We start from the raw sequence: 15,804 nt of genomic DNA, 5'->3' as shown, positions 1-15,804 counted from the left end.
AAAAACAAAGTAAACATAAAAGGCGCAGGCTTGTAAAAAAGCGCCAAGCATAATTGACCGTAGTGCCAACCTGGTGGAGACCACAATGATTGCCAATATCTTCAAGAAAACCCTGATCGCCGGCGTGCTGGCCATGTCCGCCGCAGGCGCGTATGCGGCCGATAACATCAAGATCGGTTCCGTGCTGTCCGTCACGGGACCGGCCGCCTTCCTGGGCGACCCTGAACTGAAAACCCTGCAGCTGTACATCGAGAAGATCAACGCGGCCGGCGGCGTGCTGGGACGCAAGCTGGAACTGGTGCATTACGACGATGGCAGCGATGCGGCCAAGGCCAACGGCTTTACCAAGCGCCTGATTGAGTCCGACAAGGTCGACGTGCTGATCGGCGGCACCACCACCGGTGCGACGATGGCGATGGCGCCGCTGGTGGATCGCGCCAGTATGCCGTTCATCTCGCTGGCGGGCGCCGTGGTCATCATCGACCCGGTCAAGAAATGGGTCTTCAAGACGCCGCATACGGACCGCATGGCGGCCGAAAAGGTATTCGAAGACATGAAGAAGCGCGGCATCAGCAAGGTGGGCCTGCTGTCGGAAACGAGCGGCTTCGGCGCCTCGGGCCGCAAGGAATCGCAAATCGTCGCCTCGAAATACGGCATCACCCTGGTGGCCGATGAAACCTACGGTCCTAAAGACACGGACATCACGGCGCAGCTGACGCGCATCAAAAATACGGCTGGCGTGCAAGCCGTCTTCGTCTTCGGCCTGGGCCAGGGCCCTGCCGTGGTCACCAAGAACTATGGCCAGCTGGGCATGGCCGCGCTGCCGCTGTACCAGTCGCATGGCGTGGCGTCGGACGAGTATTTGAAACTGTCGGGCAAGGCCGCCGAAGGGGTGCGTCTGCCAACGCCGGCCCTCCTGATTGGCGCCATGCTGCCGGACAGCGACGCGCAAAAGGCCATCGTCGTCGGTTACGACAAGACGTATAAAGAGCGCTACAAGATCGACCCGTCGACCTTTGGCGGCTATGCGCTCGACGCCCTGAACCTGTCGGTCGACGCCATCAAGCGCGCCGGCGGCACGGACCGTGAAAAAGTGCGCGCGGCGCTGGAATCGACCAAGGGTTTTGTGGGGACGACGGGCGTGTTCAACATGTCGGCCAAAGACCACATGGGCCTGGACCTGTCGGCGTTCCGCATGGTGGAAGTGAAGAACGGCGAATGGCAATTGTCGAAGTGATGTAAGCCAGAAGTACCTGCGCGGGCTGCCCTTGAAGGGGGCCCGCGCATAGCCGAACATAATGGAGACACCATGGAAGTCGCTCAATTTCTACAATTTCTGTATTCCGGGATGACGGTCGGTTCCGCCTATGCGCTGGCGGCGCTGGGCTTTACCATCATCTACAACACCAGCGGCGTGATCAATTTCGCCCAGGGCGAATTCATCATGCTGGGCGGGATGCTGGCCGCCGTGATGTCGGCCGCCGGCGTGCCGCTGCCGCTGGCCATCATCCTGGCCGTCATCGCCACGGGCCTGGTGGGCCTGCTGATGGAAAAAACCGTGATCGAACCGGCGCAAAATGCGCAGGTCATCACCCTGCTAATCATCACCATCGGCGCCTCGCTCGTGCTGCGCGGCCTGGTGCAAATCTGGCTGGGCAAGGATACGCATACACTGCCAGCCTTTTCCGGCGACGCGCCGATTGAATTTTTGGGCGCCAGCCTGCTGCCGCAAAGCCTGTGGGTGCTGGGCGTGACGGTCGTCATCGTGCTGGTGCTGGGCTGGTTCTTTGGCCGTACCCTGATGGGCAAGGCCATGCTGGCCACGTCGCACAACAAGCTGGCCGCGCAACTGGTGGGCATCAACACGCGCAAGGTGCTGCTGTTCTCGTTCGGCTTGTCGGCCCTGCTGGGCGCGGCCGGCGGCATCCTTGTTGCACCGATCACCTATACCTCGTATGACGCCGGCATCATGCTGGGCCTGAAAGGCTTCGTCGCCGCCGTCCTCGGTGGCCTCGGTGGCGGCGCGGGCGCGATTGCCGGTGGCCTGATCCTCGGCATCGCCGAAGCCATGACGGCCGGCTATATTTCGTCGGCTTATAAAGACGCGGTCCCGTTCGTGCTGATTCTGTTGATCCTGTTCTTCCTGCCGCAAGGCTTGTTTGGCGCTAAAAATTCGGAGCGTGTATGACGACCTTCTTCTCCCGCTCGCGCCACGCTGGCTTGCTGGTGCTGGCACTCGTGCTGGCCATCCTGCCCCTGTTCCTCACCAACGCGTTCTACTATGATGTGGCGATCCGCATCGCCCTGAACGCCATCGTCGTCATCGGCCTGAATCTGCTGATGGGCTACACGGGCCAGATCAGCCTGGGGCACGCGGGTTTCTATGGCCTGGGCGCGTATGCGTCTGCCGTGCTGACCACGCACTACAACTGGCCGCCGCTGGCTGCGCTGGCCGCCGGCGCCGTCGCCACCGGTCTGCTGGCGCTGCTGCTGGCCCGTCCGGTACTAAAACTCAAGGGCCATACCCTGGCCATGGCGACCCTGGGCCTGGGCATCATCATTTCCATCGTCATCAACAACGAGACGCAGTGGACGGGTGGCCCGGACGGCATCGGCGTGTCCGCCTTCAGTGTCGCCGGCCTGGAAATCGCCGGTGAAAAATCGTGGTACCTGGTGTGCGCCGTATTGCTGCTGCTGGTCACGTGGCTGGCGTTGAATCTGATCGACTCGCCCGTCGGCCGCGCGCTGCAGGCGATTCACGGTTCGGAAGTGGCGGCCCGCGTGGTCGGCGTCGATACGACCCGCTTCAAGGTGCGCGTGTTCGTGCTGTCGGCCGTCATTGCCAGCATCGCGGGCAGCATCAGTGCCCACTACATCGGTTTCATCACCCCCAACCTGGCCGGCTTCTTCCACTCGATCGAGCTGGTGACGATGGTGGTGGTGGGTGGCATGGCGTCGATTTTCGGTTCCATCATCGGCGCGGCCCTGCTGACGATCTTGCCGCAACTGCTGTCCAGTTTTGAAGGCTGGGAAACGGTGGTGTTTGGCGTGATCCTGATGGCGACCATGATCTTCATGCCCAAGGGCCTGGTGCCGAGTCTGGCCAGCCGTTCGCGCAAGCGTTCCGCTACGCCGAAAGCACCGCCTAAATCTGCGCAGGAGGTGTGAGATGCTGACGATTAACAATCTGAGCAAGAGCTTTGGCGGCGTGCACGCGGTGCAGGACGTGAGCTTTACCGTCAAGGAAGGCAATATCCACTCCGTAATCGGACCGAACGGCGCCGGCAAGACGACCTTGTTCAACCTGATCACGGGCGTGTACACGCCGAGCAAGGGCGAGATCCTGCTCAATGGCGAGAACGTGGCCGCCATGTCACCCGATGCGCTGGCGCGGCGCGGCATGAGCCGCACCTTCCAGAACCTGCAAGTGTGCATGAACATGACGGCCATCGATAATGTGATGGTAGGTGCGCATTTGCGCCTGAACCAGAACCTGTTCGCCTCCATGCTGCGTTTGCCGTCCGTGCGCCGCGCGGATGCGGCCTGCCGCGACGAGGCAGCGGGCCTGATGGAGTTTGTCGGCGTGGGCCGGCATATCGATGACGAGGCGGGGCAGATGTCGTATGGCGCCTTGAAACGCCTGGAAATCGCCCGCGCGCTGGCGGCCAAGCCGAAAGTGCTGCTGCTCGATGAGCCGGCGGCGGGCTTGAACCATACGGAGACGGGCGAGATCGAAGCCCTGATCCGCAAGGTGGCGCAATCGGGCGTGACGGTGGTGCTGGTCGAGCATGACATGAAACTGGTGATGAATCTGTCGGACCATATCCTGGTGCTCGACTATGGCAAGAAGCTGGCCGAAGGAACCGCCGCCGAAGTGCGCGCGAACCCTGACGTGGTGGCGGCGTACCTGGGAGTGGCGGCATGATGAAGATGGAAAAACCTCAGACTCCGCTGGTGCTCGACATCCAGGGATTGACCAGCCATTACGGCCGCATCCAGGCCCTGCACGGCATCGACTTGCAGGTGCGCCAGGGCCAGCTGGTGGCGCTGGTGGGCGCGAATGGCGCCGGCAAGACCACCCTGCTGCGTGCCATCTCCGGCGTGCAGCCGATCAGCGCCGGCAGCATTGCCTTCGCCGGCCAGGACGTCAGCCGCATGAGCGCCGACAAGCGCGTGCGCAGCGGCATTTGCCAGGTGCCGGAAGGGCGGCAAGTGTTCGGCCCCATGACGGTGGAAGACAATCTGCGCCTGGGCGCGTTTACACGCCCACAGCAGGACGTGGTCGGTGACATGGAACGCATGTATGGCCTGTTCCCGATCCTGAAGGAAAAGCGCCTGCTGCTGGCCGGGACCTTATCTGGCGGACAGCAGCAGATGCTGGCCATGGCGCGCGCGCTGATGGGCCGTCCGCAACTGCTGCTGCTCGATGAGCCGAGCATGGGCCTGGCGCCCTTGCTGATCGCGGAGATCTTCCGCATCGTGGCCGACCTGCGCGACCAGGGCATCACCATTTTCCTCGTCGAGCAAAATGCGCACGCGGCCCTGTCGATCGCCGACGTCGGTTACGTGATCGAGACGGGCGCCATCACCTTGTCCGGTCCCGGTCCCGAATTGCTGCATAACGAGCAGGTACAGAGCGCGTACCTGGGTATGTGATGACGTAGGTCGGATTAGCGGGGGCGCCGAGCTGCTTGCGCGTAATCCGACATCAGCCGCTACGGCTGGCAATAATGTTTTGGAGAGCAATATGGTCAAAGTCTACGAAATCAACGGCGTTACCCCCGTCGTCCACCCCAGCGCCTATGTGCACCCGTCGGCCGTGCTGATCGGCGACGTGATCGTCGGTCCGCGCTGCTATATCGGTCCGCTGGCCTCGATCCGCGGCGACTTCGGCCGATTGATCCTGGAAGAGGGCGCCAACCTGCAGGATACCTGCGTCATGCACGGCTTCCCCGGCTGCGACACGGTGGTCGAAGTCGACGGCCATATCGGCCATGGCGCCGTGCTGCACGGCTGCCGCATCGGCCGCAATGCGCTCGTCGGCATGAACGCCGTGGTGATGGATAACGCCGTCATCGGCGAGGAATCCATCGTCGCAGCCATGAGTTTTGTGAAGGCAGGCATGATCGTCGCGCCGCGCAGCATGGTGGTGGGCACGCCGGCCAAGATCATCCGCGCGCTGACCGACGATGAAATCAAATGGAAAAGCTCGGGCACGGGCCAGTACCACGAACTGGCCGTGCGCTCCATGCAGACGATGCGCGAAGTGGAAGCCCTGACGGAAGTCGAGGCGAACCGCCAGCGCCTGAATTTCGAATCCGCCTTGCCGCTGCATTTGCACAAGAACGCCGCCGCGCAATAAGCAATATGGGCGTAGGTCGGATTAGCGGGGCCAAGCCCCGCGTAATCCGACGCCACCGCCAACATCATTTATGGAGAAAAAAATGGCTCACATATCCACCCTGCAAAGCCTGATCGCCGGCCGCTGGCTGGGCGAAAGCGCCGCCGTGCCCCTGCACAGCGCCTTGAACAACCGCGTCATCTATCACACGCATGCGGAAAAGATCGACTTTGACGAAGCCGTCACGTATGCGCGCAAGACGGGCGTGCCGGGCCTGATGGCGCTCGATTTCCAGCAGCGCGCCGCGCGCCTGAAGGCGCTGGCCCTGTATCTGGTCGAGCGCAAGGAAGAACTGTATGCGATCTCGCATTTGTCGGGCGCCACGCGCGCCGACAGCTGGGTCGATATCGAAGGCGGCACGGGCACCCTGTTCGCCTACGCCAGCATGGGCAGCAACGAGCTGCCATCGTCGAACGTGCTGCACGAAGGCCCGGCCATCGCGCTGGGCAAGAAGGGCGGCTTCGCCGGCACGCACATCCTGGTACCGCGCGGTGGCCTGGCCGTGCATATCAACGCTTTCAACTTCCCCATCTGGGGCTTGCTGGAAAAATTCGCGCCCAGCTTCCTGGCGGCCATGCCCTGCATCGCCAAGCCGGCCACGGCGACGAGCTATCTGACGCAGGCCGTCGTGCGCATGATGCATGAATCGGGCTTGCTGCCAGCCGGCAGCTTGCAGCTGGTGATCGGCTCCACGGGCGACTTGCTGGACCGCCTGAATGGCCAGGATTTCGTGACATTCACAGGATCGGCCGCCACGGCCGCCAAGCTGCGCACGAACCCGAACCTGATCGCCCAGTCGGTGCCCTTCAACGGCGAAGCCGATTCCCTCAACTGCGCCATCCTGGCGCCGGACGTCACGCCAGACGACGTGGAATTCGACCTCTTCGTCAAGGAAGTCGTGCGCGAGATGACGGGCAAGTCGGGCCAGAAGTGCACGGCGATTCGCCGCATCATCGTGCCCGAGCACCTGATGGACGCCGTCGGCACGCGCCTGCGCGAGCGCCTGGCGAAAGTGGTGGTGGGCGATCCGTCCATCGAAGGCGTGCGCATGGGCGCGCTGGCATCAAAAGAACAGCAGAACGACGTGGCGGAACGTGTCGCCACTCTGTCGCAGGGTAACGAGGTGGTATTTGGCGCCGGAGACGGTTTCAATCCGCTCGGCGATGGCGCGCAGGATGGCAGCTTCTTCTCGCCGACCTTGCTGCTGTGCCGCGACGCCTTCGGCAACGACGCCGTGCATGACGTGGAAGCGTTTGGCCCCGTCAGCACCATGATGGGCTACCACGATATCGATGAAGCGCTGGCCCTGGCCGCGCGTGGCAAGGGCAGCCTGGTGAGCACCCTGGTGACGCGCGATCCGAAGATCGCCGCGCGCGTGGTGCCGCAAGTGGCCGCCACGCATGGCCGCGTGCACGTGCTCGAACGCGTGGCATCCGTCGATTCGACGGGCCATGGCTCGCCCCTGCCGCAACTGAAGCACGGCGGCCCTGGCCGCGCGGGCGGCGGCGAGGAGCTGGGCGGCGTGCGCGCCGTGCGCCATTACCTGCAGCGGGCGGCCGTGCAAGGCTCGCCCACCATGCTGGCGGCCATCACGGGCGAATACGTGCGCGGCGCGGACGTCAATGAAAGCCCGATCCACCCGTTCCGTAAGCACTTCGAGGACTTGAAGACGGGCGACTCGCTGCTCACGCACCGCCGCACCGTCAGCGAAGCGGACATCGTCGCCTTCGGCGGCATCTCGGGCGACTTCTTCTACATGCACTTCGACGAAATCGCGGCCAAGGAATCGCAGTTCGGCAAGCGCATCGCCCACGGCTACTTCGTGCTGTCGGCCGCCGCCGGCCTGTTCGTCTCGCCTGGCGTCGGTCCCGTGCTGGCCAACTATGGCCTGGACAACCTGCGCTTCGTCGCGCCGGTGGCGATTGGCGACACCATCCGCGCACGCCTGACGTGCAAGCGCAAGGTCGACCGCAACCGCAAGGACGTCTTTGGCGTCGGCCAGGGCGTGGTCGCGTGGGACGTGCAAGTGACGAACCAGAACGAGGAACTGGTGGCCAGCTACGACATTCTGACCCTGGTGTCGAAGCGCGAATAAGCGTCTGCTGCAGCACTGGTGTGAACGGCGCCAGCCGCGATCTTCGCGCGGGTGGCGCTTTTTTATTCCGATTTCTTTTGGTCTTGAATTATCCATAAGTGTATGAAAAATATAGCGTAAGTGTGGTTTTGCACGGCGTGCTATTTAGATAAACCCCTCTAGAACGCGTGCTTTTTTCGTGAAAAGGGGCGAATTCACTCATTGCCTCAAGAAAACTTTCCAACGTAAAACTTTTTCTCTGTAGCATTGTTTTACTCACTGGTCACGCCGCCATGCACGCTCCTCGACGCGATGGCGGCGCGAAAAAAACGGACCCGGCCTTTTACGGCCGGTGAGCCATCGACCGCGAGTCCAACTCCACGTTCACCGCTACGGGTATTTAATTACTATGAATAAACACGTCCTGATTTTCCTGCTGGCCATGCCCTTGGCCATCAGCCATGCTTATGCCGAAGAGGCCACTGGCCCCGCCGTCAAGATCAGCGGTTACGGCACCGCCGCCCTGACCATGGCCGATACCGACAGCGCGCAGTTCGCGCGCCCGAACCAGGCGGCTGGCGCAGGCCGCACCGCCCGCACGGGCGTCGATTCCAACCTGGGGCTGCAAGCCAATGTCACCGTCAACCAGTGGTTGTCGGCCACCGTGCAGGGCCTGGCGCGCAAGGATGGCGAGGACGACTTCGGCGCCGAACTGGCGTGGGCCTTCGCCAAGGCCAAGGTATCGGACAGCTTCAGCGTGCGCGTTGGCCGCATGGGCCTGCCCGTCTTCATGATTTCCGATTACCGCAACGTCGGCTATGCCAACACCATGCTGCGCCCGCCCGGCGAAATGTATTCGCAGGTTCCCCTCAACAGCATCGATGGCATCGACGGCACTTACCAGTTCAGCGCGGGCGACACCAGCATCACCACGCAGCTGGCGCTGGGACGCACCAAGGCCACCCTGGCCACGGGTCCCGCTTCGACCGTGCAGGTGGAAGGCAAGTCCATCGTCGCCCTCAACGTGGTGGCCGAACATGGCCCCGTCACCGTGCGCTTCGGCCGTGCCGAGACCAAGCTGACGATCAACGATTCGCCGAGCCTGAACACCCTGATGGGCAGCTTGCGCGCGGCCGGCGGCGGCTACAGGATCGCCCAGCTGGGCGCCCTGGCCGATGCGCTGGAAGTGGAGGACAAGAAGGCGTCGTTCACCTCCGTGGGCCTGGGCCTGGACTGGAACAATGTGCTGGTGCAGTCGGAATATGCGAAGCGCAAGACGGACAGCTATGTCAGCGACAGCACCTCGTGGTACGTGATGGGCGGCTATCGCATCGGCGCCTTTTTGCCGTACTACAGCCACGCCAGCCTGAAGGCCGATGGCCGCGTGAACAACACGGTGCCCGCATCCTGCCCGGCCGGCTATCCGGCCGCCTGCACGCCGACCCTGCGCGCCCTGTCGGCGGGCGTCGACACCCTGGCTTATACGCGCAACCAGCTCGAGCAATCGACGGACAGCATCGGCGTGCGCTGGGACTTCCACCGTTCGGCCGCGCTGAAGGTGCAGATCGACCGCATCAAGCCGAAGAATGGCCCTGGCCTGTTCGTGCAAGCCAAGCCGGGTTCCCATGGCTCCGTCACGGTGGCTGCCGCCGCCATCGATTTCGTTTTCTAAGGAGCGCCGCATGAAACCATTGATCTTGAATGTGGCTGCCTTGCTGGCCTTGTCGACCGCTGTTCCCGCCATGGCCGAAGTGGTCGTGGTGGTCAATCCGAAGAACGCTGCGGGCGCCATGACGAATGAACAGGTGGCGCAGTTTTTCCTCGGTAAATCGACGGCCATGACGCCGATCGACCAGCCGGAAAGCGCTCCCGTGCGCGCCGAGTTCTACAAGAAGGTGACGGACAAGGAGCCGTCGCAGGCGAAGGCCCTGTGGTCCAAACTGGTCTTCACGGGCAAGGCGACCTTGCCGAAGGAAGTGGCCAATAGCGCCGACGTGAAGAAGGCCGTGGCCGCCGATCCGAAAGCCATCGGCTATATCGAAAAAAGTGCCGTCGACGCCAGCGTCAAAGTGGTGCTGACGGCGCCATAAAGCCGGCCCGGGCCGCGCGCCATGCGGCGGCCCGGTACACATACATCAGGAGACAGCAATGAGCATCAAACGCAAGATATGGGCGCTGCCTGTCGTCTCGGCCGTGATTTTCGGGCTGGGGCTGGCCGTTAGCGCCTATCTGTCCACGGCCACGCTCAATTCCATCCACGCGACGGAAAGCGCCGACTATCCCGTGCTCGACATGGCCAAGTCGCTGACTCTGGACGTGGCGGCCGTCGGCGACGCCTTGCGCGACGCCGTCAGCGAAGGCGACAAGGAGCGTATCGGGCAAGTTGGCGGCCAGGCAGTCAAGCTGCGCGAAAAACTGACCGCCTTCGCGGCGATCCCCGGCCAGCGCGAGCAGGGCCAGCGGCTGGCCAGGGAATTCGATGCCTATTACGCGCCGGCCCTGAGCGCGGCGCGCATCATGCTGGAAATGGAAGAGGGCGACCCGCAAGCGACCGTGACCCGCATGCAGAGCGCGCTGGCAGTGCTCAACACGGACCTGGCCAAGACCAACGAACAGGCGCAATTGCAATTCAAGCAGGGCATCGAACGCAGCGCGGCCAATGTGCGCAATGCGCTCAATACCAGCATTGCCGTGGCGCTGGCCGTCATCGTCTGCCTGGTGGCCGTGTCGCATTTCGTCGGGCGCGCCATCTGGCAGCAGCTCGGTGGTGAACCCGAATACGCGCGCCAGATCGCGCGCGCCGTGGCCGATGGCGACCTCTCGATGGAGATCGCCACCGAGGCGGGCGACCAGGCCAGCCTGCTGGCGGCATTGAAAGAAATGCGCGGCCGGCTGGCCGGCATGGTGTCTGGTATCAAGGCGTCGGCCGAAACCATCCAGGTGGCCAGCGCCGAAATCGCCCAGGGCAATGCGGACCTGGCCGCGCGCACGGAATCGCAGGCGGGCAGCCTGGATCAGACGGCGCGCAGCATGGACAGCCTGACTTCCACCGTGCGCGACAACGCCGCCAACGCGGGCCAGGCGCACGAACTGGTGGTGTCGGCATCGTCCGTGGCAGTCAAAGGCGGGCAAGTGGTCAGCCAGGTGGTCACCACCATGGGCGAGATCAACGACTCGTCCAAACGCATCGTCGACATCATCGGCGTCATCGACGGCATCGCCTTCCAGACGAATATCCTGGCCTTGAATGCGGCCGTGGAAGCGGCTCGCGCCGGTGAACAGGGACGGGGCTTTGCCGTGGTGGCGTCCGAAGTGCGCAACCTGGCGCAGCGCAGCGCGGCTGCGGCGCGCGAAATCAAGCAATTGATCGGCGATTCGGTGGCCAAGGTCAACGTGGGTTCGAAGCTGGTCGACGAGGCGGGGCTGACCATGGGCCAGATCGTCGACTCCGTGAAAAAGGTGGCCGACATCATGGCCGAGATCAGCGCGGCGAGCCAGGCGCAAAGTGCCGGCATCGGCGATATCGGCGTGGCCATCGGCAGCATGGACCAGATGACGCAGCAAAATTCCGCGCTGGTGGAAGAAGCGTCGGCGGCCGCCGAATCGCTGCAGGAGCAAGCCGTGCAACTGGGCACGGCGCTGGCCGTGTTCAAGCTGGCGCAGGGCGCTCCTGCGGCTTACCTGGCGTTGCGGTGATGTCGGATTACGCGCAAGGCGCTAATCCGACCTACCTGACATTGGTGTGTGCGTAGGTTGGATTAGCGCAGCGTAATCCAACACAAGGGCGTCACGCTACGCCCGCAGCCCGAACGGATCGTCGATGCTGTGCGCCGGCTGCGTGAACCAGCGCGGACCGTCTGCCGTCATGTAAAAATGGTCTTCGTGGCGGATGCCGAATTCGCCGGGGATGCAGATCATCGGCTCGTTCGAGAAGCACATGCCCACGTCGAGCGGCGTCGTGTCATTGCCCACAAGGTAAGGCCACTCGTGGATATCGAGACCGATGCCGTGGCCCGTGCGGTGCGGCAGGCCTGGTAATTTGTAGCCGGGGCCAAAGCCGTCGGCTTCCAGCGAGACGCGCGCGGCACGGTCCACGTCGCCGCAGGGCACGCCCAGCCGGGCGGCGGAAAACGCGGCGGCTTGCGCGGCCTTTTCGCTGTTCCACACGCTGCGCTGGCGCTCGCTGATGTCGCCAAACACATAGGTGCGCGTGATGTCGGAGATGTAGTTCATCACCTGGCAACCCGTGTCGATCAGCACCGTGTCGCCCGCCTTCAGGGTTTGCACGTAATTGACGCCATGCGGATAGGCCGTCGCCTCGCCGAACAGCACGATGCAGAAATACGAGCGGGGCGCCCCTACCTTGCGGTGCGCGCGCTGAATGAATTCTTCCACTTCCACCGTCGTGATGCCTTCGACCAGCATGCTGGCCGTGGCCACGTGCACGGCCAGTGTCATGTCCATCACGCGCTGCATCAGGGCGATTTCCGCCTGCGACTTGCGGCTGCGGCAGTACGCCGTGACGGCGCGCGCGTTTTCCAGCGCATAGCCGGGGGCCAGCGGTTTGATGCCGTCGTAGATGAAGTAGGCGGCGCTTTCGCAGATGCCCACGCGCGGCGGCGCAGCCGCATCCTGGGCTATCCCCATGCGCGCCAGCACGTCGACGAACAGCTGGTACGGGCTTTCATGCTCTTCCCAGCAATTGACCTTGCCTTCGATGAGCATGAATCCTTGCAAGGTGCTTTCCTCGAACGCGGGGGCGATGTATTCGATGTCGCCGCTGGCCGGCAGGATGGCGCCCACCATGCGTTCGCTGGCATACCATTTGGTGCCCGTGAAATAGGTGAGGTTGGCGCCCGCGTTCAGGTAGATGGCGGCGATGCCCTGCTGGCGCATGAACGCTTGCGCCTTGGCGATGCGTTGCGCATGTTCGTCCTTGCCGATGGCAACCATGCCGCCCGTCATGTCCGACAGCGATGCCAATGCCTGTTCGATGGAAGTGCCACCTATGCTCATGCCTGCTCCTTTGCTCGATGCTGAATATGGAATGCGGGCATGATATCAGTTCGCGCCTTTCGGCTTGAGCCCGGGCGCGCCGCCGGCCGCATCGGGCGGTGCCAGCACCAGGTCGTGCGGATAGGTGAAGTGCCAGTCCGCATAGCGTTGCTTGCGGCGCAGGCTGGCATCTTCATCGAGAAAATTGTCCTGCTTGATGGGCAGCTGCGGCGACAGCGAATGGATGCCGACGATGCGTCCCTCCTGCCGCAGCACGCCCCATTCCGTCTTGCCCGTGACGGGGTCCGCATACAGGCGGCGCAAGTGCCGCCGGGCGTTGGCAAAGCGCGGGTCGCGCAGCAATTCCTGCAGGGTCAATGGATAGCGGGGCCGCCCGTCGCCCGGCGTGCTGTCGTAGTAGCGGCCCAGCGCATTGCGAAATTCATGGCCGATGAACAGCAGCTCGCGCTCTTTCTCGCGCCGCGCGGCCGTGGCATGCAATTCGCTGGCCAGCACCAGGCCCACGCCCATGAAGGCGACCAGCATGAGGGTCCAGATATATGCGAAGCCCCGTGCGCGGCGTCGAAAATCAGAGCTGCTCAAAGGGGATGCCCTCGCGCGTCTTGCCCTTGGCGCCGCTGCGCACGTCGGCCACGCCGCCGATCTCGCCATTCGGCGAAGGGATCAGCTGCCAGGTGGCGGCGGACTCGGTGACGGGGTCCAGCGGCACGCTGCGGAAGTAATGGTGGGTCACCAGGTCGGCCAGCGCGGCCGGATACTCGCCCTTGTCGGCATAGTATTTATCCAGGCCGCTCCTGAGCACCTGCAGGTTTTCCTTCAGCGCGACCTCCTTCGATTTTTCCACCGAGCCGAAATAGCGGGGAATGGCGATCGTCAACAGCAGCGAGATGATCGCCAGCACCACCAGCAGTTCGACCAGGGTAAAGCCGCGGCGAGGAGAAGAGGCTGGCATCGGGTTCACCATTGATTGAGCGGCACGCCGTTCAGGCCCACCTTGGTCGAGCGCGAGGCGACATCGAACACGTCCTCGCCTTCGCTGGGATTGTCGGGCGGCGAGGCATAGGCGCGCTTGCTCCAGCTGTCGGCGGCGCTGCCTTCTTCCCCGGGCTGGAACGGGTCGCGCGGCAGGCGGCGAAGGAAATAGATGTTCTGCTTGGACGGGCTGCGCTGGTCGGGCACGCCCTCGACCAGTTCATCGAGTTTTTTCGGATAGCCGGAGGCGCCCAGCGACAGCTTGATGCGGCCATTGTCCGAAGCGCGCTTGTAGGCGTCGATCGCTTCGCGCATTTCGATCAGGGCGCTGCGCAATTGCTGTTCCTTGGACCGTTGCAATGCCACCTGCGCCATCGGCACGGCCACCGTGGCCAGGGTCGCCATGATGGCCAGGGTGATCATCAGCTCGATGAAGGTAAAGCCCCGCTCTTTCACTGGCCACCCTTGCCTGATTTTTCGCCGGCGGCCGGAGCCTCGTCGCCGCCCGTCATGGGCGAGCCGGTGCGCGCCGGGGCTTGCTCCGGCGCGGCGATAGCCTCTGGGGAGCCGCCCACGCTGGCGCGGCCTCCCACGGAGGCTTCGGTGCCCGAGTTGAATTCGGCCGTCGTCAGGTCCGGGCGGCGGATGCTGCGCAGCAGGCGCGGCGTGATCGACAGCACGATCTCGCTGCGCATGGCGTCGTCCTTCTGGCTGCCGAACAAACGGTTCAGCACGGGCAGCTCGCCCACACCCGGCACCTTGTTGGCCGTGCCCCGGTCTTCGTCGCTGATCAGGCCAGCCAGCACCTGCGTCTCGCCATCCTTCAGGCGCAGGACCGTCGAGGCGCTGCGCGTGCCGATCTGGTAAGCCTGCGTGCCCGTCTTGCTGATGACTTCCTTGACGACGTTCGACACTTCCAGGTTGATCTTGATGGCCACTTCGTCGTCCAGGTAGACATTCGGTTCCACGTCGAGTTTCAGGCCCACGTCGATGTAGTTGACGCTGTCGGAACTGACGCCGTTATTCGTCGTGACGGTAATGACGGGCACACGGTCGCCGATGAGGATCTTGGCTTTTTCCTTGTTGCGCACGCGGATGCGCGGATTGGCCAGAATATTGCTGTCGCTGTCCGTCTTGTTGGCGTTCAGGGTGACGCCGCCGATGCCCAGGTTGATATTGTCGCCATTGATGCGGTGCAGGTCCGCCACTTTCAGGCCGCCCAGGCCTCCCGTAATACCTGCAGCACCGGCCAGTGTCAGGCTGGCCTGGTCCGGCCAGCGCACGCCCAGCTCCATCAGGCGCGTGCGTTTGACTTCCAGCACCTCGACTTCCAGCATCACTTCCGGATCGGCCAGGTCTTGCACGTTGATGATGCGCTCGGCCATGCGCACCATTTCCGGCGTATCGCGCAGCATGATGATGCCCAGGCGTTCATCGGTGACGACGTCCTTGGCCTTGAGCAGGGTCTTGATGGAAAACGCCACCGTCTTGACGTCGGCATTGGCGAGGAAAAAAGTGCGCACCACGAGCTGCTGGTAATCCTTCACCTTTTGCGGCGTGTTCGGATAGATCGTGATCGATTTGTCGTTGGTGACGCTTTGTTCCAGCTGGTTGGCGCCCAGCAGCATGGCAATCGCCTCTTCGATGCTGGTGTCGCGCACGGAAATGGTGGCGCGCAGGGCCGGGTCGACTTCCTTGTCGAAGACGAAGTTCAGGCCCGAGACCTTGCTGATGAAGTCGAACACGGAACGCAGCGGCGCGTCGCGAAATTCGAGGGTCACGGGTTTGCGGTAGGCGGCCGCCAGCTTGCCGCCGGCCGGCAGGCTTTTCGATTGCGATTCGCCGATGCGGCTTTTCAGGGCCAGGGCCTCGCGCTGCGCGGGGCGCTCCTGCAGCACCTGGCGCAAGGCTTCCTGCGCTTGCGCGATATTCGCCTCGCCGCCGCGCTGGTAGCTGGCCTGCGCTTCCTGCACCAGCTTGCGGTGCCGTTCATCCTGCGCCACGCCGGCTAGGCCCCGCTGCGCCACGTCGTTGCTGGCGTCCAGCGCCAAGGCCTGCTGGTACAGCGCTTGCGCTTCGGGCAGCTTGCCCTGCTGGCGCAGCGCTTCCGCAGCGCCATTCAGCTTGTTCAGCGCGCGCATCCTGCCGTTGGTAACGGCGATACGGTACTTGGCGTTGGTCGGCTCGGCTTGCGCCGCCTGTTCCAGCAGGGCCAGGCCCTGTTCCGTGCGGCCCGCGCCCAGCATGGCCTGGCCATCGTTGTAGGCCTGGTTGCCGGCGCAGGCGGCCAGCAGGGACAGCATCGGCAGCAGGGTGATGAGATTACGAGACATACATGCGG

Annotated in this window: 15 protein-coding genes; 10 read left to right on the top strand and 5 right to left on the bottom strand. The window is 63.7% G+C overall.

The window, feature by feature from the left end; genetic code table 11:
* Positions 1-85 precede the first annotated feature (85 nt).
* The 10 genes from P9875_RS26740 to P9875_RS26695 all read left to right on the top strand — a co-directional run bounded on the left by P9875_RS26740 (position 86) and on the right by P9875_RS26695 (position 11,171).
* Positions 86-1,237, top strand: a complete 1,152-nt coding sequence (locus P9875_RS26740; RefSeq protein ID WP_278317076.1) for an ABC transporter substrate-binding protein — start codon at positions 86-88, stop codon at positions 1,235-1,237.
* Between the two features lie 72 nt (positions 1,238-1,309).
* A complete protein-coding gene (locus P9875_RS26735) occupies positions 1,310-2,188 on the top strand; it encodes a branched-chain amino acid ABC transporter permease (protein ID WP_010401459.1) in 879 nt (292 codons plus the stop codon).
* Positions 2,185-3,168: a branched-chain amino acid ABC transporter permease gene (locus tag P9875_RS26730; protein WP_278317075.1), complete on the top strand. Its 984-nt coding sequence runs from the start codon at positions 2,185-2,187 to the stop codon at positions 3,166-3,168. The genes P9875_RS26735 and P9875_RS26730 overlap by 4 nt, the downstream gene beginning before the upstream one ends.
* A 1-nt stretch (position 3,169) precedes the next feature.
* Positions 3,170-3,925, top strand: coding sequence for an ABC transporter ATP-binding protein (locus P9875_RS26725; RefSeq protein WP_278317074.1), 756 nt, complete (start codon positions 3,170-3,172; stop codon positions 3,923-3,925).
* Positions 3,925-4,656 carry an ABC transporter ATP-binding protein gene (locus P9875_RS26720; protein WP_278318880.1) on the top strand — a complete coding sequence of 244 codons (732 nt, stop codon included), beginning with the start codon at positions 3,925-3,927 and terminating at the stop codon, positions 4,654-4,656. Before P9875_RS26725 ends, P9875_RS26720 begins: the two co-directional genes overlap by 1 nt.
* Positions 4,657-4,747: 91 nt before the next feature.
* Positions 4,748-5,362 carry a phenylacetic acid degradation protein PaaY gene (gene paaY, locus P9875_RS26715; protein WP_035822296.1) on the top strand — a complete coding sequence of 205 codons (615 nt, stop codon included), beginning with the start codon at positions 4,748-4,750 and terminating at the stop codon, positions 5,360-5,362.
* A gap of 82 nt (positions 5,363-5,444) precedes the next feature.
* Positions 5,445-7,496 carry a phenylacetic acid degradation bifunctional protein PaaZ gene (gene paaZ / locus P9875_RS26710; protein WP_278317073.1) on the top strand — a complete coding sequence of 684 codons (2,052 nt, stop codon included), beginning with the start codon at positions 5,445-5,447 and terminating at the stop codon, positions 7,494-7,496.
* Positions 7,497-7,884: 388 nt separating this feature from the next.
* Positions 7,885-9,147, top strand: coding sequence for a hypothetical protein (locus P9875_RS26705; RefSeq protein ID WP_278317072.1), 1,263 nt, complete (start codon positions 7,885-7,887; stop codon positions 9,145-9,147).
* 10 nt (positions 9,148-9,157) lie between these two features.
* Positions 9,158-9,565, top strand: a complete 408-nt coding sequence (locus P9875_RS26700) for a hypothetical protein (RefSeq protein WP_099401665.1) — start codon at positions 9,158-9,160, stop codon at positions 9,563-9,565.
* A gap of 58 nt (positions 9,566-9,623) precedes the next feature.
* Positions 9,624-11,171, top strand: coding sequence for a methyl-accepting chemotaxis protein (locus P9875_RS26695; protein ID WP_278317071.1), 1,548 nt, complete (start codon positions 9,624-9,626; stop codon positions 11,169-11,171).
* Positions 11,172-11,267: 96 nt separating this feature from the next.
* Here P9875_RS26695 and P9875_RS26690 read toward each other — a convergent pair whose 3' ends face one another.
* From P9875_RS26690 to P9875_RS26670, 5 genes are read right to left on the bottom strand one after another with little or no spacing between them, the layout of a single operon-like run.
* On the bottom strand, positions 11,268-12,491 hold the full coding sequence (locus tag P9875_RS26690; RefSeq protein WP_278317070.1) for a M24 family metallopeptidase: 1,224 nt from the start codon (positions 12,489-12,491) through the stop codon (positions 11,268-11,270).
* 45 nt (positions 12,492-12,536) lie between these two features.
* Positions 12,537-13,016, bottom strand: a complete 480-nt coding sequence (locus tag P9875_RS26685; protein ID WP_278317069.1) for a type II secretion system protein — start codon at positions 13,014-13,016, stop codon at positions 12,537-12,539.
* Positions 13,017-13,059: 43 nt separating this feature from the next.
* Positions 13,060-13,443 (bottom strand): type IV pilin protein, encoded by a 384-nt coding sequence (locus tag P9875_RS26680; protein ID WP_257626127.1) that lies wholly within the window; start codon positions 13,441-13,443, stop codon positions 13,060-13,062.
* 5 nt (positions 13,444-13,448) lie between these two features.
* Positions 13,449-13,886, bottom strand: a complete 438-nt coding sequence (locus P9875_RS26675) for a type IV pilin protein (RefSeq protein WP_423221866.1) — start codon at positions 13,884-13,886, stop codon at positions 13,449-13,451.
* Between the two features lie 29 nt (positions 13,887-13,915).
* Complete coding sequence (locus P9875_RS26670) at positions 13,916-15,796, bottom strand: secretin and TonB N-terminal domain-containing protein (RefSeq protein ID WP_278317067.1); 1,881 nt, start codon at positions 15,794-15,796, stop codon at positions 13,916-13,918.
* Positions 15,797-15,804: the final 8 nt, after the last annotated feature.

It is taken from the genome of Janthinobacterium rivuli, from assembly GCF_029690045.1.
In the GTDB taxonomy this organism is placed as follows: domain Bacteria; phylum Pseudomonadota; class Gammaproteobacteria; order Burkholderiales; family Burkholderiaceae_D; genus Janthinobacterium; species Janthinobacterium rivuli.
The sequence above is the reverse complement of the archived record's forward strand: the minus strand, read 5'-3'. Positions and strand labels throughout refer to the sequence as shown.